Annotated in this window: 17 protein-coding genes; 9 read left to right on the top strand and 8 right to left on the bottom strand. The window is 67.0% G+C overall.

Going from position 1 to position 19541, the window contains the following annotated elements; all coding sequences use genetic code 11:
* The first annotated feature begins 13 nt into the window (after positions 1–13).
* The 7 genes from LXE91_RS37935 (at position 14) to LXE91_RS37905 (ending at position 6671) form a co-directional block, all read left to right on the top strand.
* A complete protein-coding gene (locus LXE91_RS37935) occupies positions 14–1051 on the top strand; it encodes a WD40/YVTN/BNR-like repeat-containing protein (protein WP_039356019.1) in 1038 nt (345 codons plus the stop codon).
* A 12-nt stretch (positions 1052–1063) separates the two neighbouring features.
* Positions 1064–1579 carry a VOC family protein gene (locus LXE91_RS37930; protein ID WP_039356023.1) on the top strand — a complete coding sequence of 172 codons (516 nt, stop codon included), beginning with the start codon at positions 1064–1066 and terminating at the stop codon, positions 1577–1579.
* Positions 1580–1627: 48 nt separating this feature from the next.
* Positions 1628–2233: an amino acid synthesis family protein gene (locus LXE91_RS37925; RefSeq protein WP_039356026.1), complete on the top strand. Its 606-nt coding sequence runs from the start codon at positions 1628–1630 to the stop codon at positions 2231–2233.
* 27 nt (positions 2234–2260) lie between these two features.
* Complete coding sequence (locus LXE91_RS37920; RefSeq protein ID WP_172625613.1) at positions 2261–3184, top strand: alpha/beta fold hydrolase; 924 nt, start codon at positions 2261–2263, stop codon at positions 3182–3184.
* A complete protein-coding gene (locus tag LXE91_RS37915) occupies positions 3181–4812 on the top strand; it encodes a bifunctional 3-(3-hydroxy-phenyl)propionate/3-hydroxycinnamic acid hydroxylase (protein WP_039356032.1) in 1632 nt (543 codons plus the stop codon). The genes LXE91_RS37920 and LXE91_RS37915 overlap by 4 nt, the downstream gene beginning before the upstream one ends.
* Complete coding sequence (locus LXE91_RS37910) at positions 4802–5134, top strand: NIPSNAP family protein (protein ID WP_039356035.1); 333 nt, start codon at positions 4802–4804, stop codon at positions 5132–5134. The genes LXE91_RS37915 and LXE91_RS37910 overlap by 11 nt, the downstream gene beginning before the upstream one ends.
* A gap of 79 nt (positions 5135–5213) precedes the next feature.
* Positions 5214–6671, top strand: coding sequence for an NAD-dependent succinate-semialdehyde dehydrogenase (locus LXE91_RS37905; RefSeq protein WP_046196866.1), 1458 nt, complete (start codon positions 5214–5216; stop codon positions 6669–6671).
* Positions 6672–6713: 42 nt separating this feature from the next.
* Here LXE91_RS37905 and LXE91_RS37900 read toward each other — a convergent pair whose 3' ends face one another.
* Positions 6714–7442, bottom strand: coding sequence for an IclR family transcriptional regulator (locus tag LXE91_RS37900; protein ID WP_039356037.1), 729 nt, complete (start codon positions 7440–7442; stop codon positions 6714–6716).
* Positions 7443–7755: 313 nt separating this feature from the next.
* Here LXE91_RS37900 and LXE91_RS37895 point away from each other — a divergent pair, with 313 nt between their 5' ends.
* Positions 7756–8811, top strand: coding sequence for a porin (locus tag LXE91_RS37895; protein ID WP_039356222.1), 1056 nt, complete (start codon positions 7756–7758; stop codon positions 8809–8811).
* Positions 8812–8874: 63 nt separating this feature from the next.
* Here the strand turns inward: LXE91_RS37895 and LXE91_RS37890 are convergent, their stop codons facing one another.
* From LXE91_RS37890 to LXE91_RS37865, 6 genes are all read right to left on the bottom strand, one after another.
* Entirely contained in the window at positions 8875–10023 is a 1149-nt protein-coding gene (locus tag LXE91_RS37890; protein WP_039356040.1) for a porin, read from the bottom strand.
* Between the two features lie 195 nt (positions 10024–10218).
* The gene (locus LXE91_RS37885) at positions 10219–10782 is read right to left on the bottom strand and encodes a cytochrome b (RefSeq protein ID WP_039356042.1); all 564 of its coding nucleotides are present in this window, start codon (positions 10780–10782) and stop codon (positions 10219–10221) included.
* Positions 10783–10933: 151 nt separating this feature from the next.
* The gene (locus tag LXE91_RS37880) at positions 10934–12298 is read right to left on the bottom strand and encodes an aspartate aminotransferase family protein (RefSeq protein WP_039356045.1); all 1365 of its coding nucleotides are present in this window, start codon (positions 12296–12298) and stop codon (positions 10934–10936) included.
* Positions 12299–12360: 62 nt separating this feature from the next.
* Positions 12361–13806, bottom strand: coding sequence for an aldehyde dehydrogenase family protein (locus tag LXE91_RS37875; RefSeq protein ID WP_039356047.1), 1446 nt, complete (start codon positions 13804–13806; stop codon positions 12361–12363).
* Between the two features lie 267 nt (positions 13807–14073).
* Positions 14074–15513 (bottom strand): APC family permease, encoded by a 1440-nt coding sequence (locus LXE91_RS37870; RefSeq protein ID WP_039356050.1) that lies wholly within the window; start codon positions 15511–15513, stop codon positions 14074–14076.
* Positions 15514–15803: 290 nt separating this feature from the next.
* Positions 15804–16748: a helix-turn-helix domain-containing protein gene (locus tag LXE91_RS37865; protein WP_039356225.1), complete on the bottom strand. Its 945-nt coding sequence runs from the start codon at positions 16746–16748 to the stop codon at positions 15804–15806.
* Positions 16749–17327: 579 nt separating this feature from the next.
* Here LXE91_RS37865 and LXE91_RS37860 point away from each other — a divergent pair.
* Positions 17328–18656, top strand: a complete 1329-nt coding sequence (locus tag LXE91_RS37860) for an MFS transporter (protein ID WP_039356053.1) — start codon at positions 17328–17330, stop codon at positions 18654–18656.
* Between the two features lie 24 nt (positions 18657–18680).
* On the opposite strand, the gene LXE91_RS37855 is transcribed toward LXE91_RS37860, so the two are convergent.
* Positions 18681–19382 carry a FadR/GntR family transcriptional regulator gene (locus LXE91_RS37855; RefSeq protein ID WP_034209092.1) on the bottom strand — a complete coding sequence of 234 codons (702 nt, stop codon included), beginning with the start codon at positions 19380–19382 and terminating at the stop codon, positions 18681–18683.
* Positions 19383–19541 lie beyond the last annotated feature (159 nt).

Genomic DNA, 19541 nt, shown 5'->3' with positions numbered 1-19541 from the left:
CAAGGAGCACTTCATGACCGCAACCGTACTGGTCGCCACCGCCGGGCAAGGCATCCTGCGCTCGAACGACGACGGCAAGACCTGGCATCGTCTCGGCCTCGCCGAACCGATCGAGTTCGACGGCATCGTGCGCGCGCTCGCGGTGGATCCCGCGACGCCGTCGCGCGTCTATGCCGGGGCCGATTCGGGGCTGTGCATCAGCGACGATGGCGGCGCGCACTGGTTCCGGCCCGAGAACCTGCTGAACGGGCAGACGGTCTGGTCGATCGCGATCGATCCGGCCAACCCGGCAGTGCTCTATGCGGGCACCGGCGCGCCGTCGCGCGCCGCGCTTTACAAGTCGAGCGACGCGGGCGCGACCTGGGAACGAACGGCGCCCGAGTTTCCGGAGTTTTGCTCGGGCGTCAATCGTCCGCGGCTGCTGACGATCTGCGTGGACCCGGACGACAGCCGCAACGTCTGGTACGGCGTGGAGGAGGGCGGCGCGTGGCGCAGCCGCGACGCCGGCGCGAGCTGGACGCGCGTGGACGGCCCCGGCTCCGCGATCCGCAACAGCGACATTCACGCGATCGCAATTCTGCCTGCCAAGCAAGGCCGGCCGGAGACCACGGTGCTGCTGACGGTCAACGCGGTGTACGTGAGCGAGGACGACGGCCTGACCTGGGACGGCAAGCTGTCGCGCGACCGCTTCGACGGGCTGTACTACACGCGCACCGTCGTGCAACTGCCGGAGCCGGAAGGCGACCTGCTGATGGCGATCGGCGACGGCACGCCGGGCAGCCGCAGCCGCATCTACCGCTCGACCGATCGCGGTTACGCGTGGCACGAGACGGATCTGCACACGCCGCCGAACTCCACGTTCTGGGCGTTCGGCGTGCACGCGGCCCAACCGGCGCTCGTGTATGCGGGCACCAAGTACGGGCACCTGTTCCGCTCGCGCGACGGCGGCCGGAACTGGACCAAGGAATGGCGCGATTTCAGCGAGATCACGGCGGTGGCGTGGACGCCGTTCGAGGCGCCGCTGGCCGCCCACGCGCAGTCGACCCACTGAGCGGAGCGAACGATGACACCGTCCGATATCCGGCAACACGCCGAGCGTGCGAACGCGAGCGGCCTGCCGCTGCCGACGCCGCGCGTGCAGCGCACTCACCTGTCGCTGTTCGTGCGCGATCCCGTTCGCTCGAGCATCTGGTACGCCGACGTGCTCGGCATGACGGAAACCGCGCGCGACGCGCAGTGGGTGTTCATGTCGTTCGGCCAGAAGCACCACGACATCGCGCTGATTCGCGCGGCATCCGATGCGGAGCTCGGCACGATCGGCCTGCAGCACTACGGCCTCGAAATCGCCGGCGGGCTGACCGAATTGCGCCGCCTGTACGGGATGCTGATTCGCCGCGACGTGCCGATCGTCAAGATCACCGATCACAAGGTCGGGATTGGCGTGTATTTCACGGACCCGGACGGCAACCGGCTCGAATTCTTCTGCGAGACCGTCATGGACGACGAAGAGGGCAAGCGCGTGCTGCATCGATACAACGCGCCGAGCGACCCCGTCCAGCTCGAACCGCTGTTCGACTGAGGCGCCGCCTTTCCATCCGCATCATCGACGTTTTATATAGGAATGCAAATGAGCAAGACCGCCAATTTCGAAGGTTTTCATATCCGCAAGTGGTACACGCAGATCGAGGATTCGCTCGCGAACGAAACCGGTCAGCTCGCGGACGGCGAGCCGTTGCGCAAGATCGTGATCGCCGCGGCAGTTCACAACCCGTACGCAGGGCGATTCAGCGAAAACCTCGACGATCTCGTGCGTCCGTCGCCCGCGCTCGGCAAGGAGTTTGCGCGACGCATCGCGTCGCTCGCCGACGGCCGCGCGATCGAGAGCTACGGCAAGGCGTGCCTGGTCGGTTCGGCCGGCGAATACGAACACGGCAACGCGTTCCTCACGTCGATCTTCGCGGAGCCGATCCGCGCGGCGCTGGGCGGCGGCAAATCATGGGTGCCGTCGAGCGGCAAGCGCGGCCCGATCAACACAGTGATCGACGTGCCGCTCGCGCACAAGGATGCACTCTACGTGCGCTCGCACTACGACACGGTGACGTGCCTGTTTCCGGATGCGCCGAACGACGACGAAGTGCTGGTGATCTTCGCATTCGCGACGCGCGGCCGGCTGCATGCACGGCTCGGCGGCCTGAAGGCGAGCGAGATCGTCGGTCGCGACGGTCTGGTCTGAGCGCGCATGTCGGGCGAGGAGCAGATGATGAACACGGCGTCCGTCAACGAGGGATGGGTCGACAACGATGGATTGCGGCTGCACTACGTGAGCTGGGGGCGCGACGATGCGCCGACCGTGGTGATGCTGCACGGCTTGCGCAGTTACGCGCATACCTGGGCGCCCGTCGCCGCTGCGCTGGTCGACCGCTACCGGGTCGTCGCGCTCGATCAGCGCGGGCGCGGGCTGAGCGACTGGGATCCGCGACGGGACTACTACGCGGCCGCCTACGTGCGCGATCTCGACGCATTGGTGCGCGCGCTCGACCTGCGACGATTCGTGCTGGTCGGGCACTCGATGGGTGGCGCCAATGCATTCGTCTACGCGGCGGCGCAACTGGAACGGTACGCCGAACGGCACGCCGAAAGGCACGCCGTACGGCTCGCGGGCCTCGTGATCGAGGACATGGGCCCCGGCGCGTCGGCCGGCTCGCCGGGTTCGGAGCGCATCAAGCGCGAGCTGAAGGAAACGCCCGATGCGTTCGTGTCGTGGGACGACGCACGCACGTTCTGGCGACGCCAGCGGCCGAACATCGCGGAATCCGCGCTCGATTCGCGCATCGCGCATTCGCTGAAAGAAGACGAGCAGGGGAGGATCGTCTGGCGGCACGACGCGCAAGGGATTGCGGCCGCACGGCTCGCCGCGACACCGGAGCAGCTCGTCCATTTGTGGCCGCTGATCCTCAACCTGCACGTGCCGACGTTGCTGCTGCGCGGCGGCGACTCGGATTTCCTGTCCGCGGACGTGGCGGCCGAAATGGCGGCCGCCAATGCGGAAATCGAGCGGATCGACATTCCCGGGGCAACGCATTACGTGCATGACGATCAACCCGATGCATTCAATCGCGCATTGCGGTCGTGGCTCGATCGTCTCGATGATCCTGCATGGCGCAGCGGAGGCGCGGGCGAATGAAAGCGAACAACCTGAACCGGACGTCGGTCGCGATCGTCGGCGCGGGCCCGAACGGCGTCGCGATGGCAAACCTGCTCGGCCTTTACGGTGTCGCGACGGTGATCATCGAGAAGGCAGCGGACGTCGTCGATTTTCCGCGCGCGGTCGGCATCGACGACGAAGCATTGCGGATGTTTCAGACCGCGGGGCTCGCTGACGAACTGAGCCGCGACATCATCCAGAACGTGCCGTTGCGCATGTTCAAGGCGAATGGCGAATGCTTTGCCGATATCCGCCCGTCAAACCGCGAATTCGGCTGGTGGCGGCGCAACATCTTCATGCAGCAACTGGCCGAACACACGCTGCGCGCGGGGCTGGCGCGCTATCCGCACGTATCGCTGCGGACCGGCGAGGAAGTGGTCGGCGTCGAACAGGACGATCGCTGCGTCACGTTGCAGGTGCGCGGTGCCGACGGCCGGCAATATGCGCTCGATGCCGACTACGTGGTGGCGGCCGACGGCGGGCGCAGCCCGATGCGCGACTGGCTCGACATCAAGCTGGCCGGCACGACGCACCCGATCAAATGGGTCGTGGTCGACGTGAAGAACGCCGGGCTCGACCAGCCGTGCACGGCGCTGAACTGCGACCCGCGCCGCCCGAACGTGTGCATCTATCTGCCGTTCAATTTCCGGCGCTGGGAGTTTCTCGTATTCCCGCATGAAGACGCGGAGGCGATTGCCCGGCCCGAATCGATCCGCGCGCTGATCGCGCCGTACGTCGACGACGTCGAGCGCATCGAGATCGTGCGCGCACGGACCTATACGCACCATTCTCGCGTGGCCGAGCGCTTCGTGGCGGGCCGCGTGGCGCTCGTCGGCGACGCCGCCCACCTGAGCCCGCCGTGGATCGGCCAGGGCCTGAATGCGGGCTTGCGCGACGTCGGCAATCTCGCGTGGAAACTGGCAGGCGTCGTGAACGGCACGCTCGATCCCGGCGTGATCCACACCTACGAATCGGAACGCCGCGACCACGCGAAGGCGATGATCGATCTCGCGGACACGTTCGGCGCGATGCTGATGCCGACCAACCGGCTCGTCGCGTTTCTGCGCGACCGGTTCCTCGGGCTCGCGCGATATGCGCCCGGCCTGAAGGACTACGTGCTGCAGATGCGTTTCAAGCCGATGCCGAGCTATACGCGGGGCGTCGTGCTGCCGGGCGCGCCGGGCGACGCGACGGGCAGGATGATCGCGCAGCCCGACGTCGAAACGGCCGACGGCGTGCGCCGCAAGCTCGACGACGTGCTCGGCCCGTGGTTCGCGATCGTCGGCTGGCAATGCGATCCGCAGGCGTGCCTGAGCGACGACGATCGCGCGTACTGGACGGCGCTGGGTGCGACCTTCGTTCAGGTCAATCGCTCGCGTAGCGGGACGGGCCGCGCACGGCGCGTGACGAGCGCCCACGACAGCGTGTGCGTCGAGGATGTCGACAACGCGCTGGCGGCATGGTTCGACCGGCATCGCGGGCCGCTCGTGGTCGTGCGCCCCGATCGCTACGTGGCCGCGCAGACGGACGCCGCCGGAATGGCCGGCGTGACCGCGGCGTTCCAGGCCTTTGCACCGCGACAACGGGAGACCGCGGATGTTTGTTGAACAACGCACCTACACGCTCGTGCCGGGCGGCGTCGCAGAGTATCTGCGGCTCTATGCGGAGTGCGGCCGCGGGCCGCAGGAGCATGCGCTCGGCACGATGGTCGGCTGTTTCGCGATGGAAATCGGACCGCTGAACCAGCTCGTCTATCTGTGGGCGTTCGATTCGCTCGACGATCGGGCCCGGCGTCGTGCCGTGCTGATGGCCGATCCCGAGTTCAGGACGTTTCGCGGCAAGGTTCGGCATCTGCTCGTCCGGCAGGAAAACCAGATTCTCCGACAGGAAATCGGCGGCCTGTTGCGTGCACCGCCGCCAGCCGCATGACGCGTTCGCCACGTCGGCCCATCGTGCAGTCTCTACCGAGGTATCCGCCTTGATTCCGTTTACGCCGCTGACTTCCCGCATGACACCTCATGCGCAACGCGATTACGCGTCGCTCCATCTGTATATCGACGGCCGGTTCCTTCAGGCCGACGGCCGCCGCACGCAGCCCGTGCTCGATCCGGGAACCGGCAGCGTGCTCGGCGACCTGCCGCATGCGACGCCGGCCGATATCGACGCCGCCGTGCGCGCCGCGCATTGTGCGTTCGCGACGTGGCGACGCGAGTCGCCGCTCGCGCGCTCGGACATCCTGCGTCGCGCGGCTGCGCTGGTGCGCGAGCGTGCGCCGGCGATCGGCCGCCACATCACGATGGACCAGGGCAAGCCGCTTCGCGAGGCGATCGCCGAGGTCGTGTCGTCCGCCGAGCAGCTCGAATGGCATGCGGAGGAGGGGCGTCGCACCTACGGCCGCGTCGTGCCGTCGCGCTCGCCGGACGTCGCGCAGACAGTGTTGCGCGAACCGATCGGCGTGTGCGCGGCGTTCTCTCCGTGGAATTTTCCGTTCAGCCAGGCGATGCACAAGATCGCGGCCGCGCTTGCGTCTGGGTGCACGCTGGTGCTGAAAGGACCGGAGGAATCGCCGAGCGCGATCGTCGCGCTCGCGCGCATCTTTCACGATGCCGGCTTGCCCGCGGGCTGCCTGAACGTCGTCTGGGGCGTGCCGGCCGACGTGTCCACGCAGCTGATCGAGTCGCCGCTCGTGCGCAAGATCTCGTTCACGGGTTCGGTGCCGGTCGGCAAGCAACTGGCGGCGCTCGCCGCGTCGCACATGAAGCGCATGACCATGGAGCTGGGCGGGCATGCGCCGGTGCTGGTCTGCGCGGACGCAGAAATCGAGCGTGCCGCGACGATACTGGCTGCGTACAAGTTTCGCAATGCCGGGCAGGTTTGCGTGTCGCCGACGCGTTTCTTCGTGCAGCGCCCGGTGTTCGACCGGTTCGTCGGCGCGTATATCGACGCGGTCGGCAAGATTCGTGTCGGCCATGGGTTGGACGAGGCGACCACGATGGGGCCGCTTGCGCACGCGCGGCGCGTATCCGAGATCGACGCGTTTGTCGCCGATGCGAAGGCTAAAGGGGCGGAGATTGCCGCAGGCGGGACACGCTTGTCGGCGGCCGGGCCAGGGCACTATTTCGCACCGACGGTCGTGCTGGGCCCGGCCCGCGACACGCGGCTGATGAACGAGGAGCCGTTCGGCCCGATCGTCGGGATCGTGCCGTTCGACGCGCTCGACGATGCGCTGGACGAAGCGAACCGCTTGCCGTTCGGCCTCGCGTCGTACGCGTTCACGACGTCGGCGCGCGATGCGCACCGAATCGGCCGTGCGCTCGAAGCCGGCATGGTCAACATCAATCACTTCGGGATGGGGCCGGCGGAGATCCCGTTCGGCGGCGTGAAGGACAGCGGCTTCGGCAGCGAGGGCGGTACGGAGACGTTCGACGGCTATCTGGTCACCAAATTCATCACGCAGATGAACTGAGCGAATGTCGGTCGACCATCGCGCGTGACGACGGCCGCATGCTCAGGTCGCGTCGCCGATCTGCGCGGTCGCGTCGATCAGCAGCTTGCCGAGCACGTGCTCGTCGAACAGCGCGAAGTGTTCGGCGCGAAAGACCAGCGACAGGCTGCTGTTGACCTCGCCGCTGCTGGCCGTGCGAATCGGTGCGGCGATGCCGACGAACCCTTCATCGAGTTCGCCGCGCGAAATCCAGTATCCCGCGTCGACGATCTGCTGGCAGGCGCGCCAGAACTGCGTCCAGTCGCTCGCGAACTCGCCCAGCTCGGCGTTGTGGCGTTCGTGCAGGCGCTTCAGCCGCGCGCGCGACATCGCGGCGACGATCACTTTCGACGACGCGCCCTGAAACAGCGGCATGATGCGGCCGCGGCCGAAGCCCAGTTGCAGGTTCTCGGCGCCGGTTTCGTGCATCACGTTGATGATCTGCTCGTCGAACAGCGTCGACACGAGCGCGTCGCCGCCGGTGACCTGAACCAGCTTCTGGATCACGGGCTTCGCGGCGGTGAGCGTCGGGTCCGACTGCCGCATGTTGTAGTCGAGATGGATGATGCGCGGGCCCAGCGTATAGCGGCCGTTGGTGCCGACGAGCAGGCCGACGGAGGCCAGTTCCTTCACGTAGCGATAGCACGTGGTGCGCGAAAAGCCCATGTGTTCGGCGATTTCCTCGGCCGTCATCGACGTCGCGGACGAAGAGAAGACGTCGAGGATGGACAGCATTTTGGTGAGGCTCGACATGACGTAATCCGGGATCAGACGGCTCGCGGCTAGGGAACGTGAACGACGAAGGCGGTTTCGGGTTGCCGCGCTGCGGCACGGCATGCGGCGCCGCGGGCGACAGGCCGTAGTCTAACTTAAGTCGTGCCGGCGGCAACCGGAAGCGCGTCGACGCATGCGCGGGAAGCTTGCCAGCCGTGTCGAGGTGGTTCGTTTCGATATCTATTGATATGGATTCCTATTTTAGAAAATGAAATCGCACTGGATCGATGTTGCTGCCGCGCCGGTCGGTTCACGCGCACATCGGCCGAGAAATTTCGATGAGGAGAAGCAGATGAAAGGGTGGTTCCGGATGGTGGCATGGTGCGGCTGCGGTGCCGTCGCACCGGCGTTCGCGCAATCGAGCGTGACGCTCTACGGTTCGCTGGACACGGGCGTGACCTATACGAGCGACGTGGCGTCCGCCCCGCGTGGCGGGCGCCAGCTCGCGTTGCAGGCCGGCGTGTCGCGCAACGACGTGTGGGGCCTGACGGGCAGGGAGGATCTCGGCGGCGCCAACTATGCGGTCTTTCGGCTCGAAAGCCAGTTCCAGACCTCCGACGGCGCGCTGACCGTGCCCGGCTCCGCATTCAGTTCGCAAGCCTACGTCGGGCTCGGCGGCGACTGGGGGACCGTGACGCTCGGGCGCCAGTTCGATTTCGTCGGCGATCTGATGCCGGCTTTCGCGATCGGCGCGAACACGCCGGCCGGCCTGCTCGCGTGGGGCTTGCCGGCGAATGCGTCGGCGGGCGGTGCGCTCGACAACCGCGTGTGGGGCGTCCAGGTGAACAATGCGGTGAAGTACGTGAGCCCGACGTTCGGCGGATTGTCGTTCGGCGGCCTGTGGGGCTTCGGCAACGTGCCCGGCACGGTCGCGCGCAGCAGCGTGCAAAGCGCGATGCTGTCCTACACGCAAGGCGCGTTCAGCGCCGCGCTCGCTTATTTCGGCCAGCACGATGTAACTGCCGGTGGCAATCTGCGCAATTTCTCGGGCGGTGCAGGCTACAACGTCGGGCAGTTCCGCGTCTTCGGCATGGTGTCGGACGTGCGGATCAGCGCCGCCGCGCCGCTGCGGGCCACGACCTATGACGGCGGCTTGACCTATGCGGTCACGCCGGCGTTGCAGCTCGGCGGCGGCTTCCAGTACCAGCAGCGCGGCGGCGACATCGGCTCGGCCAACCAGGTCACGTTGAGCGCCGACTATTCGCTGTCGAAGCGTACCGGCCTTTACGTGGTATTCGCACGCGGGCACGACAGTGCGTATGGCGCGCAGGTCGAGGCGGCGCTCGGCGGGGCGGCGTCCGGCTCGACGCAGACCGCGGTCCGGCTCGGGCTGCGGCATCAGTTCTGACGATGCGCGAGAAACACGGGCTGCCGCGTACGCCGCGCGCGAGCCCGTGTTTTTCCGCCGGATTCAGAACCGATGCATCATCCCGACGCGCAACGCCAGCTGGTTGCGGCCCGACGACTGCCCGGCCGTGCCGAGCACGTGCGCGTAGTCGAAATCGGTGCCGGTATGGCCGGTTGCATGCTGGTACGCGCCCTGGATGTACGTCGAGGTTCGCTTGCTCAGATCGTAGTCGAGCATCATCGACACCTGGTGCCAGTTCGGCGACGCATCGCCCGCCGCCGTCGCGACATGCGCATGCGTGTAGATATAGGCGGCGCCGAGCCAGAGGTCCGGCCGGAAGAAATACTGGCCGTTGACCTCGAAGTTGTCGAATTTCCACGCGTTCTGCGAGCCTGCCGCCGGCTGGTTCGCGAAGTACAGATTCGACTCGGGGTTGGTCACGTCGACGTGCGAATACGCGGCGGACAGCGTCAGCTTGTCGCTGAACTTGTACGATGCGCCCGCATCGATGTTCTGCTGCGCGCGGCCGCTGAAGACCGTATCGTCGCTCGACAACGCACCGCCCGCGGTCGCGCCGCCGTTGTTGGCCTTCAGGTACGCGACGGCGGCGGAGAACGCGCCCGCCTGGTACTGCACGGCGGCGCTATAGACGCGGTTCCGCGCGAAGCCCCCCGCCTGGTTCGCGAGCCCGTAGAGCACTTCGCCCTTGAAGCCGGCGTAGGAGGGCGACACGTACTTGACGCTGTTCTGGATGCGGTAGTCCCAATCGGCGTTGTCGTTGTCGTACGGGTGCGCGCCGAAGTCGCCGAGCCAGTTGCCGGTGGCGGTGAAGGTACTCCACATGTCGAGCGTGGGGTCGTACTGGCGGCCGAACGTGAGCGTGCCGAACCGGTCGGAATCGAGGCCGACGTAGGCTTGCCTGCCGAACATCCGCGACGTCACGCCGAGCGCGCCGGTGCTCGCGTTGAAGCCGTTCTCGAGCTGGAACAGCGCTCTGATCCCGCCGCCGAGATCCTCGGTGCCTTTCAGCCCCCAGTTGCTGCCGACGGTATCGCCGCTGACCATCTGGTAAGCCTTGCTGCCGCCCGCGTTGCTCGTGAAATTGACGCCTTCGTCGATCAGGCCGTACAGCGTCACGGTGCTTTGCGCATGGGCCGTCAGGCCGAATCCCATGGCGCTCGCGGCCGATACGGCCGCCATCATCTTCTTCATCGTCGATCTCCAGGTGTGGGCAGCCCACGCGGCGCGGTGCGGTTTCCGACGGCATACGTCAGCACCGGACGCGTGCAGCGAGTCCGTTTGTCGTTAGTAAAACGAAATATGAATTACGAAGAAAAGAGGCCCGCCGCGATCGGGCGGACCGGATGACGAACCGCGCCGGGCGCGCGGTTCCGCGTGGCGGCGGCGTTACAGCATCCGTCGCAGCACGTCGTTTTCCGGGTTGCGGTCGAAGAACCGGTGTTTCAGCGCGCCAAGCACATGCAGCACGATGAGCGCGAGCAACGTATAGGCGAGCGTTTTGTGCAGCCACTGAAACGCCTCGAACCAATGGTCGTTCTTCGGCAGCAGCTCGGGTACGCGGAAAAAGAAGAACGGCACGCCGTCGCTCTGCGTATACGTGCTGGACATCGAATAGCCCATCAGCGGCACGATGATCGCGAGCGCATACAGCAGGTAATGGCCGATCTTCGCGAGCGTGCGATCGAGCGTCGGCAGCGTGGAGGGCAGCGGCGGCAACGGCTTCATCGCGCGAATCGCCAGTTGCGTGACGACCACCAGCAGCGTGAGCACGCCGAACTCCTTGTGCGTCGGGTAGTACCAGTCGAACTTGGCCGGCAGGTTGTCGTCGAGCCGGACCATCGTCCAGCCGGTCCACAGCTGCGCGCCGATCAGGATCGCCCTGACCCAGTGCAGCAACCGAAGCGCGAGCGGGTATTTCTCCGCGGGGAATGCAATGGCCTGGTTGTCCATTTGACTTGTCTTCCTTTGAAACGACATTGCGACAGGCGGGATGCCGATCGTCGACTTCGGCGTCCCGCGGCGATCTACGTCGAACCGAGGCCGGATCGCGATACGCACGGACCTTCGACGAAAAGCCCGTGCGTCGGGCTGTTTCGCGCGGTCAGGCGATCGCGCGCGAATCCGCGCAGCACTCCTGCAACGCCTCGCGCAGTGTCACGGCCATGAAGTCGGCTTCGCCAGGCTGCAGCGTGAGCGGCGGCGAGATCACCACCTTGTTCGCGATCGCCCGCACCAGCACGCCGCGCCGACGCGCGGCATCGGCCACGCGGGCGGCGAACCCCTGGCCCGGATCGAGCGGCGTGCGGCTGGCCTTGTCGGTCACCAGATCGAGCGCCAGCATCAGCCCCTTGCCGCGGACGTCGCCGACCGTCTCGAAGTCGGCCTTCAGCGGCAGCAATTGCTCGAGCAGGCGCTGTCCGACCCGCGCCGCGTTGCCCGGCAGATCCTCGGCCTCGACGATGTCGAGCACCGCGAGCGACGCGGCGCACGCGAGCGGATGGCCGCTGTACGTATAGCCGTGCATGACCACGTGCGAGAAGCCCGCGCCATGTTCGATCGCGTCGGCGATCCGCCCGTTGTACAGCGTCGCGCCGAGCGGCACGTAGCCGGCGGAGATGCCCTTGGCGACGCACAGGATGTCGGCGGCGACGCCCCAGCCGCGGCTGCCGAGCAGGCTGCCGGTGCGGCCGAAGCCGGTGACCACCTCGTCGGCGATCAGCAGGATGCCGTTGCGGTCGCACACGGCCCGCACGCGCGCCCAGTAATCGGCCGGCGGGACGATCAGGCCGCCGGCGCCCTGCACCGGTTCGGCGACGAATGCGGCAATGGTCTGCGGGCCGTGGAACGCGATCGTTTCCTCGAGCTGCCGGATGCAGTGCTCGACGAGCTGGTGCGGATCGTCGCAATTCCACGGATTGCGATAGAGCCACGGCGTGTCGAGCAGCACGCAGCCGGGCAGCAGCGGGCCATGATTGTAATGGTAGACGCCGTTGCCGCCGATCGACGTGCCGCCCATGTGCACGCCGTGATAGCCGTTGCGCAGCGACAGGAATTTCGTGCGCGACGGCTCGCCCGCGGCGACCCAGTACTGGCGCGCCATCTTGAGCGCGGTCTCGATCGCGTCGGAGCCGCCGCTGCCGAACATCACCCGCTGCATGTCTTCCTGCGCGAACATCGCGCACAGGCGGTCGGCCAGATCGTAGACGCGCGGATGGGCGACGCCGTCGAAGGTCTGGTAGTACGACAGCTCGTCCATCTGCCGCGCGATCGCGCTTTTCACTTCCGGCCGGTTGTGGCCGACGTTGACGTTCCACAGTCCGCCGACGCCGTCGAGCATGCGGTGGCCGTCGACGTCGTACACGTAGTTGCCGTCGCCGCGCTCGATGATCACGGTGGGAGTCGTATGCCCGGCGGCCGCCGAGCTCATCGGGTGCCAGAATCGTTTTTGACGCTTTTGATAGTCCATGGTGTCTCTCGTCTCTCTTACGAAGTGCTTGAACAGGGGGCGGCGCGGTGTGCGCCGCCGGATCACAGGGCTGCGGTGATGATCTTTTCCTCGAGGTACGAATCGAGGGCGGCCTTCGACAGGTCGCGCCCGATCCCGCTTTGCTTGGTGCCGCCCCACGGCAGGCGTGCGTCGATCGGGCTCCACGCATTGATCGCGACCGCGCCGATGTCGAGCCGCTCGGCGACGCGGTGCGCGGTGCCGACGTCCTGCGTCCACACCGACGCCGACAGGCCGAACGGCGTGTCGTTGGCGACGCGAACGGCGTCGTCCTCGGTCTCGAACGGCATCACCATGCCGACCGGGCCGAACACCTCGTCGCGGGCGATCCGCATGCCCGGATGGACCCCGCCCAGAATCGTCGGGCGCATGAAGCAGCCGCGCGGCGGCACCTGTTCGTCGCCGGCGAGCATCACCGCGCCTTCGGCGAGCGCGCCGTCGACGAGCGCGCGGACGCGCGCGAGGTGGCGCGGGTTGATCAGCGCGCCCATCTGCACGCCGGGCTCCGACGGCGGACCGACGCGCATCGCCCGGGCCGCGTCGGCAAGCCGTTCTTCGAGCGCGTGCGCGATCGAGCGGTGCGCGAGCACGCGCGAGCCGGCCGCGCACGTCTGCCCCTGGTTCGCGAACATGCCGGCCATCAACGACGGAATCGCCCGGTCGAGATCGGTATCCGCGAACACGATCTGCGCGGCCTTGCCGCCGAGTTCGAGCGTGACGCGCTTGAAGGTCTTCGCTGCCACGCCCGCGATCGCGCGGCCGACTTCGGTGCTGCCGGTGAAGCTGATCTTGTTCACGAGCGGGTGCGCGACCAGCGCGGCGCCGACTTCCGCGCCCACGCCGTGGACGATGTTGACGACCCCGGCGGGCAGGCCGGCTTCGCAGACGAGCTCGCCGAGCCGGGCGACGGCCAGCGGCGCGTCCTCCGACGGCTTGATGACCACCGGGCAGCCGGCCGCGAGCGCCGGCGCGAGCTTCCACACGGCGATCATCAACGGCGCGTTCCACGGGATGATCTGACCGGCGACGCCCACCGGCGCACGCCGCGTGTAGCTGAGGGTCGGGCGGCCCATGAAGCCGTCGGTCGGAATCGTGCGGCCCTCGAGCTTGTCGGCCCAGCCGGCGAAGTAGCGCAGCGTGTCGATGCACATCGGCAGGTCCATCATCCGCATCTCGGCAAGCGGGCGCCCTTGTTCGACGGCCAGGCATTCCGCCAGCGCGTCACGGTCGCGCTCTACCAGGTCCGCCAGCCGAAGCAGCCAGCGGGCGCGGGCCGGGCCGCCAGCTCGGGCCCACGCGTCGCCGTGCAGCGCGGCGTGCGCGGCACGCACCGCGCGATCGACGTCTTCGGCGGTCGATGCGGGCACGGCGGCCACGTAGTCGCCGGTCGCCGGCGCCAGTTTTTCGAAGGTACGGCCGGCCGCTGCGTCGCAATGCCTGCCGTCGATCAGATTCTGAATTTTCATCATGGTGTTCCGTGTTTCCCAGGGGCGAATCGTCGGGCCGAACGGGTGAGGGCGATGGCAACTACCCCTGCCACCGTCAGGCTTCGACGTCGCATTCACTGTATGTCGATGAAAACGCGCGCCTTGTCCGCTATCGGCAATCGTTGCGGCGCGATCGGGATAGGGAATACCCGTGCCGGCGCGACGCATGGCGCGTCGCGTCGGCAGCGGGAAATGCGCGGGGAGTGAACAACGAGACGACGGTGCGGCGCGGCACCGTTCGGGCAGCGACTACTGGGCGGCGCGCCCGAGTTCGCGATACAGGTCGGGGTCGCTGCGCTTCAAGCGCAGCGCGGCGCGGATGCCGAGCGCGCCGACGGCGACGAGGAAATACGGAAACATCGCGACGAAGGTCGAATCCGATCCGCTCAGCACGGACAGGTTGCGCACGACCAGCACGAGGCACGCGCCGAGCGCAATCACGCTGACGAGCGGCGCGATCAGCCGATGCACGACGCCGGCGTCGCGGTGATCGCGTGCGAAGAACGCGATCACCGACGCCGCCACAAGGATCTGCACCCCGATGATGCCGATCGTGGCCAGTGCGCTCATCCACGAGAACACGACCGCGAACGGGTCGAGGCGGAACGCGGCCGACCCGACGATAGCCGCGAGCGCGATCAGCGTCTGCACCTTGCCCGCGACGTCCGGGCAACGATGCACGGGGCATGTATGGCCGAGCTTGCGCCACAGCACGCGTTCGCGGCCCATCGCGTAGAAATAGCGCGTGATCGTGTTGTGGAACGACAGGATGGCCGCGAACAGGCTCGTGACGAGCAGCACGTTCATCGCGTCCGTCGCGATGCCGCCGAGCAGCCGGCCGCTGACGGCAAACCAGAGATTGGCCGGATCGCGCGCGGCCTGCGCGGCGATCGCGCGCTCGCCCCATGCCTCGACGATCGCCCACGACGACAGCGCGTAAAACGCCATGATGAGAATTACGGCCAGGTAGGTCGCGCGCGGAATCGTGCGCTTCGGGTCGCGCGCCTCCTCGGAGAAGATCGCCGTCGCCTCGAAGCCCATGTACGAGCCGAGCACGAACACGAGCGCGGTGCCGAGCCCGGGCGCGAACACCATCGCGGGGCTGAACGGTTTCGCGCTGAAGCCGCCGGCGCTTGCGCCGTGCACGACGATCGCGAGATCGAGCAGCATCACGATCGCGATTTCGCCGATCATCAGCATGCCGAGCAGCCGGCCGCTGAACTCGATGCGCCGCGCGCCGCAGAAGTGGACCGCGACGACGCATGCGAGCGCGAACGCCCACCACGGCACGTCGACGCCGTAGTGCCGCTGGATGCTGTCGTTCAGGAAGAAGCCGAACATGCAGTAGATCGCGATCTGCACCGCGTTGTACGCGACGATCGCGACGAACGCGCCGCCCACGCCGGCGGGGCGTCCCAGTCCGTTCGCGATGTACGCGTAGAACGCGCCCGCATTGGAGATGTGCCGGCTCATCGCCGCATAGCCGATGCTGAAGATCAGGTACATGACGCCCGCCAGCACGAATACGCCGGGCACGCCGGAGCCGTTGCCGAGCGAGAATGCCGCGGGCGTCGCGCCGACCATCGCGGTGAGCGGCGCGGCCGCGGCGACGACGAAGAAGACGATGTGGGAGAGTCCGACGGCGTTCTTGCTGAGCCCCGCTTCGGACCGGGGTGACGATTCGTTCATGAGTGGTCCCGCTGGCCGGCTCGTCCGTCAGGAGTCGACACCGGCATGCCTGATCGATATCCCCGTGCCGCGGCCGATCCTGACGAGCCGGCAATCGATGCCGACCTTCGTCGACGACACGGGTATGCGCTTGGACGGCCGCTCGATGCGGTGCAGCGCGCATGCGAGCAGGGCCGACGACAAAATTTACGGTGCCGAAAAAACGGGCGTTGTCCGTAATCGGCAATCCGCATGCGCGGGGGCGGCAGGGGATTACCCGGATGCGACGCCGCGATGCGTGGGTCGCGCGCTCAGCTCAGGCGCGGCGTGTGCGATGGCAGCTCGTGGAAATGCTGCTGGTAGTACGCGGAGAAGCGTCCGAAGTGGCAAAAGCCGAATTGCGCCGCCGCATCGCCGATCCGCATCGTGTCGGGCGTCGTCATCAGGAAGCGGCGCACGGCGTTCAGCCGGATCGAGCGGAGGTAGGCGGTCGGCGTGGTGCCGACCACGTTCTGGAAGCTGTATTGCAGCGTGCGGCGGCTGATCCGCAAGTGGTGACAGAGATCGATCACCGTCGGCACGTCGTCGGATTCCAGCGCGATTTCCTGGCTGCGGCGCACGATGTAGCTTTGCGTCGAGGCCGACGGCAGCGCACCGGCATCCGGGTCGTCGGACTGCACGAGGTCGAGCAGGATGCCGACCAGACTGTGCGCGAGCACGCGTTCGTCGAATGCGTCGCGGGCGGTGAGCGAACCGCTGTCGAGCGCCTGGCCCAGCACGCGTTCGAGGCCGTCCAGCGCGTTGCGGTAGCGCGCGGGCGAGATCGGCAGCACCGGCTGCTTCAGGAAACGTGCGGGCAGGTTCGCGAGTTCATCCACCTCGCGATCGGCCGCGAGCGAGCGGTCGATCGTGAACGCGAGCACCTCGGTGTCGCACGGCAGATGGGCGACGAACTCCTCGCCGCCGCGCAGTGTCAGCAGGCTCGGGCGCTCGACGATGCGCCCCTGGACCACGGGCGCGACCGCATTGGCGATCGGCAGGGCGAAGCAGAGCCGGTCGCGCGGCGCGAGGCCGTGCTGCATCACGCGCTGGTTGATGCGTTCGCGAAAGACGTGAAAACGCTGGCCGGCGACCTGGCGCAGCGTGGTCGTCGCGGTGCCGGGACTGATCTGGTCGTAGTGCTGCGACCAGTTCACGATCGCCTGGGAATGGAGGAACACATCCGAGAAGCACAGTGTTTCAGCGCGCAGGTTCATGGCGTGGCGAATGCATCCCGTTTCAAATTCGATGCCGGCCGAAGCCGGCTCATGCTGCGGCGCGGGCAGCGCGATCGCGCCATGCGCGCGCCGCCCGGATGACTTCCGAACGCGCGGTACGACGCACTCAGTCCTGCCGACGATCATATCCAGAAAAAAACACCGCGTGACGCGATCGAAACGCCCGGTGGCGCTTGTCGAGCGAGCACCCTGCGGAAGGCGATGCAGCGTAACCGAACCGAAAGAAATTCGGGGCGCCGGGCGATATCGACAAGCGAATGTCGTTGACAATCGTATTTTTTATGAATCTCATTATAAGGGATTGAGTTTATTTTTGAGGTGGGGTTTACACATGGTGTCGCGCACGACCTGGTAACGTGGACTTCATGGTTAAGACGATCGAGTGGCATCGAGATTTTCTTACAAATCTGACGAATGCAGATCGGCAGCCGGACGCAGGCGGCGTGCGACGTCTTCTCTCGTGTTAACCACCAATAAATCCCGAAATACGGGATTTGTATAATTGCCTCGCAACGCCTCGCCTGTTCGTGACGCATGTCCACATACCGGGAGCGGTCCATGTCCGAGTCACCCCCTGCCATGTTGTATCGTCGGATCGCGCTGCGCGTGATCCCGTTTCTGTTCGTCTGCTACGTGATCAACTTCATCGATCGCGTCAACATCGGCTTCGCCAAGCTGCAGTTCCTGCAGGATCTCGGCTTGAGTGAAGCCGTATTCGGCTCCGCGACGGCCATCTTCTTCATCAGTTACGCCGCCTTCGAGGTGCCGAGCAACCTGGTGCTGGCGCGCATCGGCGCGAGCCGCACGCTGATGCGGATCATGGTGCTGTGGGGCCTGTGCACGGTCGCGCAGATGTTCGTGACCGGCCGCGTGTCGCTGTACGTGGTGCGCTTTCTGCTCGGCGCCGCCGAGGCCGGCTTCTTTCCAGGCCTGATCCTGTACCTGTCGTACTGGTTTCCGGATGCGGTGCGCGCCCGCGTCAACAGCGTGCTGCTGCTCGCCGTTCCGGTCGCCGGGATGATCGGCGGGCCGTTGTCCGGCTGGATCATGGCCCAACTGCAGGACACGATGGGGTTGCGCGGATGGCAGTGGCTGTTCCTGATCGAGGGATTGCCGGCCATCGCGCTCGGGCTGGTTGCGCCGCTGATGCTGAGCGACCGGCCGGAGCGGGCGGCATGGCTGTCGCCTGCGGACCGGCAGGCGCTCTTGCGGGATCTGGACGCGGAGCGCGCGTCGGCCGTGGTCGGCCATGACCGGGCGGGCGTGTTCGACATCGTTCGCAACGCGCGTGTGCTGGGGCTGGCGGCGATCTATTTCTGCGTCTACGTCGGGATGGGGACCGTGACGTTCTGGTCGCCGACGGTGCTGAAGGCGGCCGGGGTGGCGAGCGTCACCGGAATCGGTTGGTTGTCCGGACTGATTTCCGTGTTCACGATGATCGGCAACGTGGCGATCGCATGGAGTTCCGACCGATACGGCGAGCGCCGCTGGCATACGGTGGCCTGCATGCTCGTCACCGCGTGCAGTCTGCTGCTCCTGCGCTTCTCGGTCGGCCATGTAGCGATCACCGTGGCCTTGCTTGCGATCGCGCAGCTGTGCGCGTTCACCGTGCCGATCGTGTTCTGGACGATTCCGGCTGCCCAGTTGACCGGCCGGGCGGCGGCAGCGGGCATCGCGGTGATCAGCATGCTGGGTTCGCTCGGCGGCGCGTTCAGTTCGTGGCTGGTCGGTGTTCTGTTCGCACGTACCGGCGCGCCGTATGCCGGGTTCGCGGTGGTCGCGGGGCTGCTGGTGGTCGGCGCGGTGCTGGTGACGAGCCTGGTGCCGCGCACGCTGCCGTCGCGCCGCACGGCGCGCGAACGGGCCGCGTTGCAGGGCGCTGAATAGCGCGTTGTCAGCGCCCGCGCACGCTCAATCCGGATCGGCTTTCAGCCCACCCTCGATCCACCGCGCTTCCGACGCACGAAGATGCGCGCGGATGGCCGTCTGGGCCGCGATCGGATCGCCGGCCTGCAGCGCGAGCAGCACGTCCTCGTGCTCGCGCACCGCGGCGGTCCACGTCTGCGGATTCTCCGCGTGGCCGCGCATCGCGGTCGCGATCGGGTCGTGGCGGCTGTCGAACAGCTCGCCGACGAAGCGGGTGAGCACCGAGTTGCCGGCGGCTTCCGCGATCAGCATGTGGAACTGCCGGTCGGCTTCGACCGGGGATTTGCCGGCCTCCGCGAGCCGCTTCATGCGCTGCACCGTGCGGCGCAGGCGCTCGAGCATCGCGGCCGTCATCCGTGCGGCGGCCAGTGCGGCGACGCTGCCTTCGACGGCCGCGCGCGCCTGCATCAATTCCGACGGGCTGTCGCCGAGCGTGGCCATCGGGCCGACGGCGTCGGCCGCCGTGTCGCGCACATACACGCCGGAGCCCATCCGGATCTCGATCTGGCCGCCGATTTCCAGCGCGATCAGCGCCTCGCGAAGCGACGGGCGCGATACGCCGAGCGTCAGCGCCAGCTCGCGCTCCGGCGGCAGCCGCTCGCCGATCGCGAATTCGCCCTGGCGAATCAACGCGACGATCTGGGCCGCGACCGATTGGTAAAGCCGCTTGGGTTCTGTCGATTTCATCCGATTGATAGGGATCAATGCGCTTTGGGCGCAAGCGCGTGTCGCGGAGTCTATCACGCCTGCCGCATTGCCCCGTGTGGCGGCGGGTTCATCCCGATGTCCGGGTTTTCACCATTGGTAAGATCAGATGTGAATAGTTAAATTGGCTTGACCAAAACG

The sequence above is a fragment of the Burkholderia contaminans genome, assembly GCF_029633825.1.
GTDB lineage: Bacteria > Pseudomonadota > Gammaproteobacteria > Burkholderiales > Burkholderiaceae > Burkholderia > Burkholderia contaminans.
The sequence above is the reverse complement of the archived record's forward strand: the minus strand, read 5'-3'. Positions and strand labels throughout refer to the sequence as shown.